We start from the raw sequence: 15,921 nt of genomic DNA on the forward strand, positions 1-15,921 counted from the left end.
TAGAGAGGTTTCGTTTTTTATATAAAGGGATAATTAAGAATCGAAACTGAAATAAATATAATTGAATTGTAATTTGTCTTTTAGGATGTCACTAAAAAATAATTTAATAAAAAACGGAATCGGGTTTACAATTCAGAAGGGAATTCGGATTTTAGAACAACTGTTGTTAGTTCCTTTTTTTATTTCTGCTTGGGGAGCAGATTATTATGGGGAGTGGATTACATTAACAATTATTCCGAGTATTCTAGCTTTCTCCGATCTGGGCTTCGGTTCTGCGGCAGCTAATTCATTTGTGTTGAAGTATGCATCTGGAGACAAACAAGGTGCAGCCAATATAGGAAGTAGTGGATTCTTTGTTGTGACAGCCACAGTGATAGCAGGCTTACTGATAACTGTGCTTCTGCTGTATGGGCTTAATGGCTTTCATGTATTTGATAAGCTTCTGATTGATAAATGGGATGCTATAATGGCTCTTTTTATGATGATGATTTCCAAGATACTTAGTTTTTATCAGCAACTATTTGAAGCATATTATCGAGCTGTGCGGAGAGCAGCTCTTAGCATTAATTTGATGAGTGTGTATTCGGGGCTTAATATTGTGGTAGGAGTAACCGTTCTGGTTTTAGGTGGTGATGTTGTCGCTTTTGCAGCAGCAAATTTAGTTGTTTCATTAATGTTTTATCCTGTATATATCTTAATTAGCCGCAGAGTATTGTCTTTAGAGAAGGAATGTAAGGGGCAGATACATAAAGAAGATATGCAAATGATTGCAAAAAAAGGTTTTGGTTATTTGCTTTCCCCGATATGGCAAAGTGTATACTATCAAGGTACAACATTTGTCGTACGTTTGACTCTGGGACCAGGAGCTGTCGCTATATTCAATACGGTTCGTACATTGTCGAGAACTGTTAACCAAATTTTTAATTTGGTCTCATCCACAGCATTTCCAGAACTTCAATATGAAATAGGAGCAAAGAATATGAATATGGCAAAAAAAATATTTAATGGGACGATGGGGTTAAATATCTTATTTGCAATAGTCGGTTGTATTTTCTTATATTTCTTTGGATTGGACTTCTATGAGTTGTGGGTTAAGAAAGTTTTGAGCCCTCCTACTGCAATGTGGAATGTTTTTTTGATAGGGGTCTTATTCAATTCTATATGGTGGTCGGCAATGTACATTTTTCAGGCTATTAATAAGCCATACGAGTTTACCGTGGCAGGTGTTGTCTGTGCCATTATTTCAGCAGGACTTTGTTATCCGTTTTCGTATGTTTGGGGATTGCAAGGAGCTGCTTTAGCATATATTACACTGGATATATTACTTGTATTATATGTATTACCGCGAGCGTGTAAGGTGTTGGATCAGTCAATAAAAGAATTATTGATGAATATAATAAAAGATATGACTATTTTTATAAAAATGTTGTCAGCAAAGATGAAGATAAGAAGATGAATATATGAGGATATGTAATGAATAAGATTAAAGTTATTATATCAGCAGGAATAGGGCCTCTTCATTTTATGAAAAGTGCTGTATATATATATAAATTAACAGATCTGTCTGTTATTCAAAGTTGGATACCTAAGAATACTGATGGTTGGTTTGTTCGCTTATTATCAAAATTAATAAAACATAAACACTTGTCCACAGGTCTGAAAAAGAGAAAACCTGTGGAATTGAAAGATAGAAATTATAGTTGTGCACTTCCTGACTTTTTTTTATGGGGGGGGGTTCTTATCAATAGAATTATTAAATACCCCAGTCGTCGCAACCTGGCTGGATGGGCATGGAGATTATACGGTTTCCAGAGTAGGAAATATATAAAAAATGCAGAGATATTTCATGTTCGCAGTGGAGCAGGACAAGGTGGTGCCATCCGAAAGGCAAAAGGAGAGGGGATGAAAATAATCGTTGATCATAGTATTGCACACCCGGCATATATGGATAAGCATTTAGCTAATGAATATATGCGTAATCATGAGATATTTACTTTGGGAATGAAATCGCCTCTATTCCAATATACAGTGAAGGATGCAGAGATGGCAGATCGTGTTGTTGTAAATTCTTTTTTTGTGAAGAAAACATTTATAGAACAAGGATTTCCAGAGGAAAAACTAAAAGTAATATATCTAGGAGTTCGCGAAGACTTTATTTCTTTAAAAACGGATTATACTGTGGGCGAGTCGGTGAAGCTTTTATTTACGGGAGGTTTTGGTTTTCGCAAAGGTGCAGAATATTTATTAAAAGCACTTCAAACTCTGGAACAACAGAATATAAAATTTGAAATGAAAGTTATAGGATCATATGAGGAAGCTATACCTTTGATAAAGAAATATCCGGTTAAATCTATTAATTTTCTAGGATTTATACCTCAGGATGAGCTGAAAGAGCATCTTAAGGAATCTGATATATATATATTTCCATCCTTATGTGAAGGCTGTGCCAGCTCGGGAATGGAAGCATTAGCAGCAGGATTACCTGTAATAGCAACAGAAGAGAGCGGACTTCCTATCTCAAATGGCGTTGATGGCATAATTATACCATCTAAGGACTGTACAGCAATTGCTAATTCTATAATGAATTTATGTGTTGATAAAGAAAAAATGGAGTGTTTGGGACGGAACGCAACAAAGAATATTCAAGAAAACTATACATGGGAAAAGTATGCTTCTCAATTTAAAGAACTTTATACTACATTACTGAACAAATAACATTCTTGTGGGAAAGGGTAAGAACATATTAGTGCGGAAAATAAAATTATTTTTATTTGCAGCATTTGCAGGTATAAAATTACCTCTTGTAGGTCAATTGCCACTAAGTGAACTTTTCGCTTTAATGTATAGTTTGTCTCCTAAAAAGTGGATGGAGACATTTCGTGATTTGCCAGATGTAAAAAAAATCTGCATCGTATATATAGTTTTCTTTGTCTCTCAGGTAATAAGCGATATCGTAAATGGTTCGCAAACGAATGATTTACTCCGAGGCTGGGCCAATATATTAATGGCTATAGTAGTAACAACTTTTTTGGCCCGGATGTTAAAGAATGCTCCATCACTGATTATCATGTATTTTATAGGGTCTATTATTTGCTTTATAATTGCTCCTGTCGAGACAGATGAATATTCATTGGAAGATATGAGTTTTTTAAAATTTCAGTTAGGCCCTATTCTGAATAGTATAATATTGGTATCAACATGGTTTCTACTTGAAAAGAAAATTGTGAATAGATATATAATAATTGTCAGTGTGTTGATTGTTTACGGGTTGTTTTGTTTTTTCTTTGATTTTCGGTCAAATGGAGCATTTTTTATCTTGACAGCTATCTTATTTTTGTTTAGAAGAAAGTTCCTCAATATTACTCGGAAAAAAATAATTGCTTTTGGGATTTTATTCTTACTCCTGACACAGATATTATATTCATTGTATATTTATCAGGCTTCATTGGGAAATATCGGAGGGAACCACATTAAAAACCAGATATCAAAAATGGAAAACCCATACAACCCGATTAATATATTAATAGTTGGCCGTTCAGAGACTTTTACTTCCTTATTGGCTATACGTGATAAACCGGTTTTTGGGCATGGTTCATGGGCACCTGATCCTACAGGAAAATACAATTATATGGTACATGTTTTACATGGTGATGAGGAACGCTTTATTAGTCGATTTCAAATGATGAAAAATCCGATTATACCTAGTCATTCAGTTTTATTTGGTGCATGGCTTACAGCAGGAATAGGCGGCTTTCTATCTATGTTATATATATTTGTATTATTTGTTAAACGTGGATTTGCTTTGTTGAAAGAAAGACAAATACTGGATAGTTCATATGTTGTTATTATTATTAATTATTTAATAAACGGGATATGGATATTCTGTTTTTCCCCATTGCCTCATATAAGGCAAACTATACCTATAATGTTAAGTTTTATTATAGTATTATATAATTCTATATTATGTAAGCAGAGGCAACTCTCAAAAAAAGATGAAAAAACATATGTATGAAAATCTGTTTTGTTACAACTGGAGACATAAAAGATATTGCAACCTCAAAAAGAGCATTTGGATTAGCTGGTCCTTTGGTAGATATGGGCTGGGAGGTACACATAGTCCTCGAAGATGCTTCTGAAAATAGAAAAAGAGCTGAGATAGAATGTTCTTCAGCAATACAATTTCATTATTTTCAAAAGTGTAGCTTCTTTAGAGAAATAAAAGAAAAGAATAAAATAATAAAAGCTATAAAACCTGATTATATATATATATGTGCTTTTGTTATAAGGAATATCGTGCATCCCAATATTTCAGCAAAGTATATAGTTGAACATTCTGAGTTACAATCAAAAATATATAATGTCAGCTTTAAGCGGAGAGCGATCTCGTTTATCCTCGAATATTATTCAGTTCTTTATGCTCAAGGGCTTATATGTGCAAGCCGTTATTTAGTGAATGAATTTGAATGTAAAGAAAAAAAGATTAAATCATCAACTCCAATCTTATATCTTCCGTATGCATTTACTCCGGACTTGTATAAAGAGATAAGACCAGAATTATTACCGTCAACATTTAAGGAACTATCAAAAAAGAAAAATTTCATATTTTTGGGTTCTATAACAGATAATTATGGTGCTTACACAATGCTTGAAGCCTTTAATTTGCTGAAGGGGAAAGAGAAAGATATACGACTAATTTTACTGGGAAATGGCAAAGATTATTACTCGGGATTGGAGTATATAAAGGAAAAAGGTTTAGAGGACACTGTATTGATGCCAGGCTTTATTGAAGAAGAAGATATATCTCGTTATTTTTCAATTGCATATGCATTTATTTCACCTATGAATGATACAATTCAGGATTGGGCGCGTTGTCCCAGTAAATTATATATGTATCTTCCTTTTCGCAAACCTGTTATTACATGTAATATAGGTGAGCCTCCTATTGTGTTAGGTAAATCAGGATTTTATTATAAACCAGGCTCAGCTTTGGAAATGTCAAAGTCTGTAACGAAATTGTTGAATTATGAAGAGGAATACGAGGCCGTTGACCCCAAATTACACACATGGGCAGCCCGTTCTTCAGAGTTAGATAATTGGATAAGGAATACATTAGATAAAAAAACAGAGCAATAAATGTTTTTATATGAAACAATCAAAACAGAAACTTTTCTTCTGGCAAAATACTAATAGTATACATCAGGCACCTTTCTTTAGAAAATTATCAGAATATTCTCAAATTGAAGTTTGGCTTATTGTCTGTGAGCCACTATCTCGTGAACGTATTTTAATGGGATGGCAAGAACCAGCTCTGAATAATACAAATGTCCTTAAAATAAATAAAGATTTTAGCTGGCGGAAATTAATTGACAATAATAAAGACAATAAATGTATTCATATATTCTCAGGGATAGGAGCATTCCCCTCTATACATAAAGCCTTTAAATACGCGTGTGCTAGTTCTTGTAGGATAGCTATATTGAGTGAGTCTTTAGATATGAGAGGAGTAAAGGGTTTTTTGCGAAATATTAGAGGTTATTGTCATTATTATTATTATGATAAATATATAGAATTTATATTAGCTATAGGGTGGGAAGCTAAAGAACAATTTAAGTTATGGGGATATAATCAGAATAAAATTGTTGATTGGATCTATACAATGGAAAATTCTAAAATAGAAGATATTACTGAAGTGAAGGAGGGAACTCCATTTCGTATAATATATGTTGGATCTTTATATACATGGAAAGGGTATGATTTATTGATAAGAGCTTTGGATGAACTGGCAGATATTGATTTCATTGCCGATTTATATTGTGTGAATGATTCTAATATAGAAAAAGCAGACCTTATACAAAATAGCATCAAACAAAAAAATAAAATAAGACTACAGGCTTTCCTTAAAAATGATAAAGTCAGAAAGCAGATGTCAGAATCTGATTTATTAATATTACCGAGCCGCTATGATGGCTGGGGGGCAGTTGTTAGTGAAGCTTTGATGGAAGGAACACCTGTTATGGTAGGCTATAATTGTGGTTCTGCAATCTTATTGCAAAATAATGAGATGCTTGGAAATATTATTGAGCCATTAACAGATAATGAAATTAAAAAGGAGCTTGAAAAAAAAATTATTGAAGGTAAGATATCTATGGAGAAGCGTCTATCTCTAAAAAAATGGGCTGAGAAGCATATTTCAGCCGAAATTGTTGTTGAGTATTTTAGGGATATATTAGTTTATATAGACAATAAAGAGTCGGAGAAGCCGAATGCACCTTGGATTAAAAAATAATAATTAATGAAAGTACTCCGTGTTATATGCAGTATGGACCCTAAGAGTGGTGGACCTTGTCAAGGCATACGCAATTCTATTCCGGCCCTCCAAGAGAAAGGAGTAGAGAATGAGGTCCTTTGTTTTGATGCGCCGGATGCGGACTATTTAGGATCTGATAATTTTCCTATATATACTATCGGTCCCGCTAAAGGACCATATGCATATTGTCCAAAGTTGAAAAAATGGCTCTTAGATAATATGCTAAGATACGACGTTGTAATGATACATGGACTCTGGCTATATCATAGTTATGGGACTTATAAAATCTGGATGGATTATAAAAAAAGAAACCACAAGGTCCCTCGATTATACGTTATGCCACATGGAATGCTTGATCCATACTTCCAAAAAGCAAAAGGGCGAAAGATTAAAGCGATACGTAATTGGTTTTTTTGGAAATTAATAGAGAGACACCTTGTCAATGAATCTGATGGTCTCTTGTTTACTTGTGAGGAGGAATTATTATTAGCCCGTAAAACATTCTCTCCATATAAGCCAAAACAAGAATTAAATATAGGCTACGGGATCTTGCCACCACCCGAATTTAAAGAAGAAATGACACAAAATTTTTCTGAGAAATGTGAGGGTTGGAATCGAAAACCGTTTTTTCTCTTTCTCAGTCGTATCCATGAAAAGAAAGGTGTTGATATGTTAGTAAAGGTTTATTTACAACTGTATAGAGAAAATCCGGATATACCCCAGCTTGTAATAGCTGGACCCGGTTTAGAAACTCCATATGGGCAACATGTCAAAGCGTTGACTGGTGGGAATAATAATATACTATTTCCGGGAATGCTATCAGGGGAAACAAAATGGGGAGCATTCTATAATTGCGAAGTATTTGTGCTGCCTAGTCATCAGGAAAATTTTGGAATAGCTATAGTAGAAGCTATGGCTTGCCAAAAAGCGGTTTTGATAACGGATAAAGTCAATATCTGGCGTGAAATAGCCAATGGTGATGGAGGATTGATTTGTTCTGATACAATCGAAGAAATATATGATATGTTGAGTAAATGGCTATCTTTGACTAATAAAGAGAAGGAAAATATGAACAATAGCGCGGGAAAGCTTTTTTTTGATTTTTTTGGAATAAATGAATTCGCAAAAAAACTATTGTTTTTTTTGGGCTGATTTAAGTGTATATGAATTATGGAAGATAGTACTAATGTCATACCAATAGTTATCTGTGGTGATAAAAATGTTGAGATAGGCTTACATGTTACTTTATTTTCATTGCTCAGTCATTCAACAGGGAGTTTTCATAATATTTATTTTATAAATAAAGGTTATAATGATTCCGATCTCAATAAGTTAAATAATTCTTTATCCCAGTTCAGGCAAAGGTATGAAGTTATATCTGTGCCATATATGGGAGACTTCGAAGGTCTTAAAAGCTTGCATGGGAATAAATTTGCTTATGCTAAGCTTTTAATTCCAGAATTAGTGGGAGAAAACAAGGTAATATATTTGGACTTAGATATATTAGTTAATACAGATATTGTAGGACTATATAATTTACCGCTATATGATTATATAGTTGCAGCAGTCATAGAGTGTCGCATGTCGAATACATTGGAAAAAACACTATATAACTCTCTTGAGATCGATATGAATGCTGCTTATTTTAATTCAGGTATTATGGTTATTGATTGTAAGAGGTGGAGGGAAAACAGAATTACGGAGAAGTGTCTCGAATTTGCAGAGCAACATTCTGATAAACTTAAAACAGCAGACCAGACTGTGTTGAACTATTATTTTTATAATAATTTTCAGAAATTACCACACAAGTTTAATATAATGATATCAAATAGGATATCTTATAAGGAATATGCACTTCAAGAAGGTATTTATCACTTTTACGGTCGTCCGAAACCTTGGGATTTATTCGCGGAATTTATTCATCCGCAATATGAACTATATAAGGGAACATTAAATAAGACTATCTTTAATGAGTATAGATCGTACAAAAATATAACGAAGATTTCAGTGAGAAAGATGCTAAAAACGTACAAGAGTTATATAAAAGTTTTATTTAAATTATAATTTTTTAATGAATCAACAGCTTAATGATACAGAACGTTGGCCTTTTCCTTTCAAAGATTATCTTTATAGGATTATATGGGGAATTGTTAAAAGTACAATATGGAGGTTGTGTTGGCATCGTTTCTGTTATCTAAGAATGTTCCTATTAAAATGTATGGGAGCCAATGTTAGCTATACAAGCATGGCATTTGGATCGACAGATATCAGTAGGCCATGGGACTTAACAATTGGACGTTATGTAGCTCTTGGCCCTAGAGTCCGTATATATAATCTTAATAAAATAAAGATAGGAGATAATACCGTGATATCTCAAGATGTTTATTTGTGTGGGGGAACACATGATTATACGGATGGAACTTTGCCGTTATTACGAAAAGATATAACAATAGAGAAGAATGTTTGGATTTGTGCAGGAGCATTTATTTCACCTGGAGTTACAATCGGAGAAGGAGCTATAGTCGGAGCGCGGGCTGCTGTTTTTAAGGATGTCGAACCTTGGACTATAGTCGGAGGAAATCCCGCAAAATTTATAAAAAAAAGAGTCATAGTTAATCATTGAATTATGGTTTCAGATCTTACGATAATAGTTCTTACTTTTAATGAAGAAGATAATATCCGTAGATGCTTAGATAGCATTAAGGGTATAACAGATAAAATACTTGTTGTTGACTCGGGCTCAACAGATAAGACCTTAGATATCTTACAAGAATATAAAGTAGAAATCCTTTCACATCCCTTTGATAATTATTCTCAACAAAGAAACTGGGCTCAAGTGAATAATCCGTTCAATACAGAATGGGTTTTCCATCTTGATGCAGGAGAATGTTTTTCCTCTGAACTGAAAAGGTGGATATTAGAAGACTTTGATCCGCTTGCCGATTATGACGGATATATGTTTTGCCGGCGGATGATTTTTTTAGGAAGGTGGATAAAACATGGAGGACAATACCCGATCTATCATATGAGATTGTTTAAAGCAGATAAAGGGAAATGTGAAGAAAAAGTATATGATCAGCATTATATTCTTGATGGAAAAAAATATGTAGTAAAAAAGGGTATTGACTTGATAGACTATATGATCAGTGATTTAAGATCCTTTACTATAAAGCACAATAAATGGGCGATAATGGAGGCGGCAGAAACAATAATGATAGGAGAGACAGGTGATGTAAAAGCCAGTATAGGAGGTAATCCCATAGAAAAAAGGAGGTGGCTTAAAAACAATGTTTTTCAGAAGGTTCCATTATTTCTCCGGAGTTTTCTATACTTTAATTATCGTTATTTTTTGTGTTTGGGCTTCTTAGATGGTAAAGAGGGGCTTGTGTGTCATTTTCTACAAGGCTTTTGGTTTAGATTCATGGTAGATGCAACAATCCATGAACTCCGTCTGACAATGGATGATAATATAACCTTGGCAGATGCTTTATATAAGTTATATGACTTCGATATAAACAAACTTATATATAATAACAACTAGCATGCGCATCCTCATCTACGGCATAAACTATACACCCGAGCTTACCGGCATAGGCAAGTACACAGGAGAAATGTCCTCGTGGCTGGCGACGCAGGGTTATGACGTAAGCGTGATTACCGCCATGCCATATTATCCCGAGTGGGAAGTCGCCCCGCAATATCAGAACAGGTGGTGGCACAAGGAAATCATAGATGGCGTTAAGGTCTACCGTTGTCCATTCTATGTACCTGCAAAAGTAGACTCGAAAAAGCGTATAGCCCATGAGTTCTCTTTCCTGTGGAGCAGTTCGTTCCGTTGGTTTGCTGCACTGTTTAAGAAGAAATACGATCTGGTCATAACCGTATGCCCACCCTTTCATATTGGCTTTTCACCATATATATACTCTATATTCAAGAAAACCTCTCTTGTCTCTCATATTCAGGATTTACAGATAGATGCAGCAAAAGACCTGAACATGTTATCAAACCAGAAAGCGTTGAATCTGATGTTCAAAATGGAGAAGTTCCTGTTGCGTAAAAGTGACTATGTCTCTACCCTGACATCAGGAATGAAGAGTCGTGTCGCGAAAAAGGGAATCTCCGATGACAAGATCGTAATGTTGCCCAACTGGGTTGATATAGACTTCATTAAGCCATTATCGAAAAGCGAGTCACTGAGGGACAAGTTCAGCATTTCGCAGGACGATATCGTAATCCTCTATTCCGGCAATATGGGCAAGAAGCAGGGACTGGAGATATTACTCGAAGTTGCCGGACAATATAAAGATCAGCCACATATCCGCTTCATGATGGTTGGCTCGGGCGCAGAAAAGGATGCCTTGAAGAAGATGGCTGCCGATAAAGGATTAACTAATATGACCTTTTATCCTTTGCAGCCTTACGAACAGTTATCAGCTTTGCTGGCGACAGCTGATTTGCATCTGGTGCTACAGAAAAGAGAAGCGTCCGATCTGGTGATGCCAAGCAAGCTGACCGGAATACTTGCTGCCGGAGGCTGTGCCATTGTGACTGCTATGCCCGGAACTTCCTTGTATGAGGATATCAGGAATAATAACATGGGCGTTCTCTGTGAGCCGGAGTCAGTTGCTGCACTGAAGAATGCCATAGATACGGCTTTAGCTTCCGATCTGACGCAAATAAGAACTAATGCGAGGCAATATGCTGAGAATCATCTGAACAGAGATAAGATACTTTCACAATTTATAGATAAAGTAAAAAATAACTAATCATGGCAGAATCACTATATATAGACACCGGTGCATCGAAAGCCGAGAAGTATGAATCCTTACTACCACAACTGAAAGGCTTGCTTACGGGAGAAACCGATACCATTGCTAATTTTGCAAATGTATCTGCCGCACTGAAACAAGCATTCGGCTTCTTCTGGGTAGGTTTCTATATAGTGAAACACCAAGAACTTGTACTCGGCCCTTTTCAGGGTACAATAGCCTGTACACGCATAAAATACGGAAAAGGTGTCTGTGGAACAGCATGGAAAGAAAAACGCACAGTCATCGTGGAAGACGTCAATCAATTTCCCGGACATATCGCCTGCGATGCTGCCTCACAATCCGAAATCGTAGTTCCCTTGTTTGTTCGCGATGAAGTAATTGCCGTACTCGATGTAGACAGTGATCACCTTAACCATTTCGACCAAACGGATGCTCTCTATCTACAGGAAATAGTAAAGCTTTTAGAAGCCCAATACTGAATCCTTTTAGAAAGGAAACAGTAACGGTAGTATCATTATCATTATTATCCCCATGATGATCTGTAGCGGCAACCCTACCTTTACGTAATCCATAAAACTGTAGCGTCCGGCGCTCATCACCAGCGCATTCGGCGGAGTAGAGAACGGAGATGCAAAACACATACTTGCAGCCACCGCTACCGCAAACAAGAACGGATAAGGACTGACACCCATGCCAATAGCTGCTTTCAGGGCGATAGGCGTAAACAGTACCGCTGTTGCAGTATTACTGATAAACATTGTCAGCAGCGACGTACAGAAATATATTCCCGCTAGCAGAGCGTAAGGCCCCATATCACCCAGTTGCCCGACCAAGCTGCCCGAAATAAGCGTATCCACACCTGTATTCTGAAATGCAGTAGCCATCGGCAGCATAGCCCCGATGAGGACAATGCTTTCCCAGTTTATACTGTTATATGCTTCTTCCACATTGCGCAGACACCCTGTAGCAACCATCAGAACTGCAGCAAGCATGATCGCAATCACCGATGGCAATACTTCGAATACCATAGCCAGAATCATCAATAACATTATAATAGCAGCTATTGGAGCTTTCTGGTCGAGGGTAACCTTCGACGCTTCCTTCAACGGCTGACCTACCAGTACAAGATCATCCTGCCTTTCGTCCAGATTGGCAAGATCTTTCCATGTACCCTGAATCAGTAAGGCATCGCCCGAGTGCAGTTTTGTATCTTTAATGTCCTGCATCTTATATTCGTTCTGGCGCTGAATACCCAGTACATTAACATTGTATTCTTCGCGGAAACGTATTTCTGAAATAGTACGGTTTATCAGTCTCGAATTGGGCATGACAAAAATTTCGGCGATACCCGATTCCTGAAAATCGGAGAATGGTTCTTTGTCGTTTACCCTTTCAAAGAACAGATTGTTTTCAGAAACAAATCTTTCTATATTTTCCAGATCACCATGACAATATAGTATGTCATCTTTTAATATTGTCGATTTAGGGCCTGCAACTTCTTCCACCACATTTTTTCTGAATCTGGAATTACCTACCTTGCGCACGATCTTGGTAATACTCACATCATAGTTTGTCGCGATTCTGAGTTCTTTCAGATTCTTGCTCAGCAGGGGAGAATCGTACCGTACTTCTATCCTGTACGATTGCTGTTGCAACTGATATTCCTGAGCCAGTTCGATAAGTGACTTTCCCTGTTTCTTCTTATTGCCCGATGTATCGTTCTTCGTCACCAAAAATTTGGTAAGAAAGAAAAGCACTATAATACCTACCGAAAGTGCAACAAACCCTATCGGAGCAAAAGAGAAAAACGCCAACCCATCATAACCGGCCTCTATCAGTGCATTGTTTATCACAAGGTTGGGCGGCGTGCTTATCAATGTGAACATACCCATACTGCTGGCAAAAGCCAGAGGCATCAGGTAGCGCCGCGAATTGATATTGGCACTGGCTGCCATACTTATAATAATAGGCATCATCACCGCTACCGTTCCCGTATTGCTGACAAAGGCTCCTATCGAAGCCGTTACAAGCATAATCAGTACAAACAGTTTATTCTCGTTGTTTCCTGCCAGATGAAGTATCTTACTACTTATCATCTTAGCCAGTCCGGTACGGAAAATACCGGCACCTACAACGAACAGACCTACCATCATTATTACCACCGAGTTGGAAAAACCCGCCAAAGCCTCAGTCGGACTTAATATATCAAAAATGACCAGTGCCAGCAATGCACAAATGGCCACGAGGTCGGAACGAACTTTTCCCTGCATAAAGAAAAATGCAGCGATAAATAAAATGATCAACGTAATGTTCATCGGAGTGAGAAGAGATGATAAGTCCATAATTGAAGCAGATTTTTAATAGTTTCCTTTCAAATTTTGCTGATTCATACAAAGATAAAAAATCCTGTATCAATCAACGAATCAAAAAGGATAACATTCTTGAAAAGATTAGAGAACTTTAGCCTTTTTTGCTAATTATTAATATGGATTGGATATTAATATAGTTATTAGAAAATAGCTGTTAGCTTTTAGCGATTATTCCTTTTTTCTGTCACGCTGACCGGTGGGAAAGGACTCTCCTCTCATAAGAGATACTTCTCCTTTTCGGGGCTTTGCAGCTCCCTCTCCCATTGGAAAGGGCTAGAGTGAGGAGGATTTTAACTAAAATGTAACGAATGTAACGTTTTTGCATTGTTTTTGGTTTTTGTTACTTTTTTTTAAGAGCCTGTTTAAATTTTATTCATTCAGGTTTTCAGAACTATTATTGGAATGATTTTTTCTTATCTGAAGCGCGAATAGCGGGCTATTCAAGCTGAAGAAAGGGATAAATTTCACCAAAAGAGACTGGAAATGAACGAAAAAAGAACGATAACAAAATGTTTTGGTAAAATTTAAACAGGCTCTTACTATTCTCTTTTGTAGCCTCTCTTTAGAGCAGGGCTGTTAAGTTCTGATTTCTATTCAATTAATTGCCTCCACTTTTAAGTGGAGGAATAAGGTTGATCATTCTGAAATGGCTTTAGCCAAATCAGATTTGACTAAAGTCTTCTTAAAGAATACTCCTTACCCACGCCTTAAAAGACGTGGCAACTCGCAGAACTTAACAACCCTGTCCTATGGGGAGGTTTGGAAGGGCTGCTTATAATATTACCGTTGTGTATCTGTCGTCATCGTCAGTCTCGCCATTGTCCTGCTGACGGATTTCGTGGGGCTGTGGGCTTGTCACCTTATCCAGAAATTTATTCACCATCTGTGTGGAGGCTTCCACATCGGCATCTTTCGGGAATTTTAGGACAAAAGGCCTGCTGGTCTGTTCGGTTTCTTTTTGCTTTTCACGCTTCTTGTCCTGACGGTCGAGTACGAGTTTCATCACATGTGCTCCCGGTGCACGCTTGCGTTTGGTCACCACGCGGTTCTTTATTTTCTCGCCGCCCCAGCCATCGTCTTCGTAGGTGATGCGTTCGGTAACTTCTATGTAGCCTTCGAGCTGGTCGCGCAGGGAGTGGCGCACAAGGGTGGCAAGGGCTTCGTCGCGGCGGTCTTCGGCTTCTTCTATGGCTCGGCGGAAATCGCTACGGGTTTTCTTCCAATCGTAGAAGGTTTTGGTAGTCAGTTTCAGGGTTCTGCAAATTTCGGTGATGGTGTAGCTGTCCTGTTCTATCAGTTTTACTATTTTTTCAACAAGTCTATCGCTGTATTTCATGCTTTCAAAATTTTTTAGTGAATACTTTTTCGGTATTGATAAAGTTGTTTGAAAAGGATGAAAAGGTAACTGGACATATGACAGGGATCACAATCTATGATAATGCATATGCTCTATAAGGGTAATCTATATCTTAATAGATTCTTTTTATGAAGAAAATTATCAAAAATATGTTTTATAACATAAAAATGTCATATCTTTGTACTGTGTTTTTCATGGTATTAGATTTAAGGTTAACAATGAAGATTGGTTGTCGTGATGACAACCTTTTCTTTTTTATATAACTTTCTTCTCCACTTTCATTTCTCCACTTATCCTTCCTTAATATAAGTCATATCGTACGACTCAGTATAATCTAAAAATGTTCTAATTATCTTAAACATAACTGCTATTTGCATTTATCACTATAAGTTTAGCCCATTACTAACGCGCACTCCTGTGCTTGTTTTTCATTTTACATACGCTTTGCTCCTGTGACCGTTGGTTAGCATTGCCCAAAATGAAACAAAAGGCTAGTGCTCCCTGCGGAACTAATGCACAGGATCGCAATGCGATGATAAGGCAGACAAGTCGTCTCTTAATCGTGCGTTAGCCTGCGCCGTTAGCTTTATGGACGGGGTACCCGTAGGGTGAGAAAGGCGTAAAATGAAAACCTGTTTGAGCTTATCAAAAGATTCATATTTTAGGAATGTCCAGAGCGAGTTTTTTCATTTAGCCTTTAAGCCCTGTAACGGGTCGTACTATGAAGCGTGGCGCTAAAGCGCTTTGCTTACTTTGCGGCTTTGGGCAAAGTGAGGCAAGCAATCTGTGATTGCGCGCAGTAAGAAAACGACTAATGAAATTGAACCTATAATTAACGTGAGTTCGATATAAAAATAGTATGTAATCAATTGTTTTCCAAAATATATGATGTAAACTTCGTGCCCTTTGTGGTTTTTCTTCGTGCCCTTTGTGGTTTTTCTTTGTGTCCTTTGTGGTAAAAGAAATAAGATTTAACCACAAAGAGCACAAGGTTTTACACAAGGCTCACAAAGAAAATATATAACTAGCTGATATTTAGATACTATTATTTCGAACTCACGTTAATTAGAACATTTATCATATACACTTTCAAACATTAATCGGTGTTTTTTATAA

General features: G+C 36.8%; 13 protein-coding genes. 11 read left to right on the forward strand and 2 right to left on the reverse strand.

The window, feature by feature from the left end; genetic code table 11:
• Window positions 1–85 precede the first annotated feature (85 nt).
• The 11 genes from M2448_RS05855 (at window position 86) to M2448_RS05905 (ending at window position 11,558) form a co-directional block, all read left to right on the forward strand.
• Window positions 86–1,456 carry an oligosaccharide flippase family protein gene (locus M2448_RS05855; RefSeq protein WP_280645439.1) on the forward strand — a complete coding sequence of 457 codons (1,371 nt, stop codon included), beginning with the start codon at window positions 86–88 and terminating at the stop codon, window positions 1,454–1,456.
• Window positions 1,457–1,473: 17 nt separating this feature from the next.
• Window positions 1,474–2,715: a glycosyltransferase family 4 protein gene (locus tag M2448_RS05860; protein ID WP_280645438.1), complete on the forward strand. Its 1,242-nt coding sequence runs from the start codon at window positions 1,474–1,476 to the stop codon at window positions 2,713–2,715.
• Window positions 2,716–2,722: 7 nt separating this feature from the next.
• Complete coding sequence (locus M2448_RS05865) at window positions 2,723–4,012, forward strand: hypothetical protein (protein WP_280645437.1); 1,290 nt, start codon at window positions 2,723–2,725, stop codon at window positions 4,010–4,012.
• Window positions 4,009–5,133: a glycosyltransferase family 4 protein gene (locus M2448_RS05870; RefSeq protein WP_280645436.1), complete on the forward strand. Its 1,125-nt coding sequence runs from the start codon at window positions 4,009–4,011 to the stop codon at window positions 5,131–5,133. Before M2448_RS05865 ends, M2448_RS05870 begins: the two co-directional genes overlap by 4 nt.
• 10 nt (window positions 5,134–5,143) lie before the next feature.
• Window positions 5,144–6,286 (forward strand): glycosyltransferase, encoded by a 1,143-nt coding sequence (locus M2448_RS05875; protein ID WP_280645435.1) that lies wholly within the window; start codon window positions 5,144–5,146, stop codon window positions 6,284–6,286.
• A gap of 6 nt (window positions 6,287–6,292) precedes the next feature.
• The gene (locus tag M2448_RS05880) at window positions 6,293–7,459 is read left to right on the forward strand and encodes a glycosyltransferase (protein ID WP_280645434.1); all 1,167 of its coding nucleotides are present in this window, start codon (window positions 6,293–6,295) and stop codon (window positions 7,457–7,459) included.
• 18 nt (window positions 7,460–7,477) lie between these two features.
• Window positions 7,478–8,371: a glycosyltransferase family 8 protein gene (locus M2448_RS05885; protein WP_280645433.1), complete on the forward strand. Its 894-nt coding sequence runs from the start codon at window positions 7,478–7,480 to the stop codon at window positions 8,369–8,371.
• Window positions 8,372–8,525: 154 nt separating this feature from the next.
• Entirely contained in the window at window positions 8,526–8,930 is a 405-nt protein-coding gene (locus tag M2448_RS05890) for a putative colanic acid biosynthesis acetyltransferase (protein WP_280645432.1), read from the forward strand.
• A 3-nt stretch (window positions 8,931–8,933) separates the two neighbouring features.
• Complete coding sequence (locus M2448_RS05895) at window positions 8,934–9,848, forward strand: glycosyltransferase family 2 protein (protein ID WP_280645431.1); 915 nt, start codon at window positions 8,934–8,936, stop codon at window positions 9,846–9,848.
• A 1-nt stretch (window position 9,849) separates the two neighbouring features.
• A complete protein-coding gene (locus M2448_RS05900; RefSeq protein ID WP_280645430.1) occupies window positions 9,850–11,073 on the forward strand; it encodes a WcaI family glycosyltransferase in 1,224 nt (407 codons plus the stop codon).
• Between the two features lie 2 nt (window positions 11,074–11,075).
• Complete coding sequence (locus tag M2448_RS05905) at window positions 11,076–11,558, forward strand: GAF domain-containing protein (protein ID WP_280645429.1); 483 nt, start codon at window positions 11,076–11,078, stop codon at window positions 11,556–11,558.
• A gap of 6 nt (window positions 11,559–11,564) precedes the next feature.
• Here the strand turns inward: M2448_RS05905 and M2448_RS05910 are convergent, their stop codons facing one another.
• Window positions 11,565–13,394, reverse strand: coding sequence for an SLC13 family permease (locus M2448_RS05910; RefSeq protein ID WP_280645575.1), 1,830 nt, complete (start codon window positions 13,392–13,394; stop codon window positions 11,565–11,567).
• A gap of 826 nt (window positions 13,395–14,220) precedes the next feature.
• Entirely contained in the window at window positions 14,221–14,784 is a 564-nt protein-coding gene (locus M2448_RS05915) for a transposase (RefSeq protein WP_280645428.1), read from the reverse strand.
• Window positions 14,785–15,921: the final 1,137 nt, after the last annotated feature.

The organism is Dysgonomonas sp. PF1-14 (assembly GCF_029892965.1).
Lineage (GTDB): Bacteria > Bacteroidota > Bacteroidia > Bacteroidales > Dysgonomonadaceae > Dysgonomonas.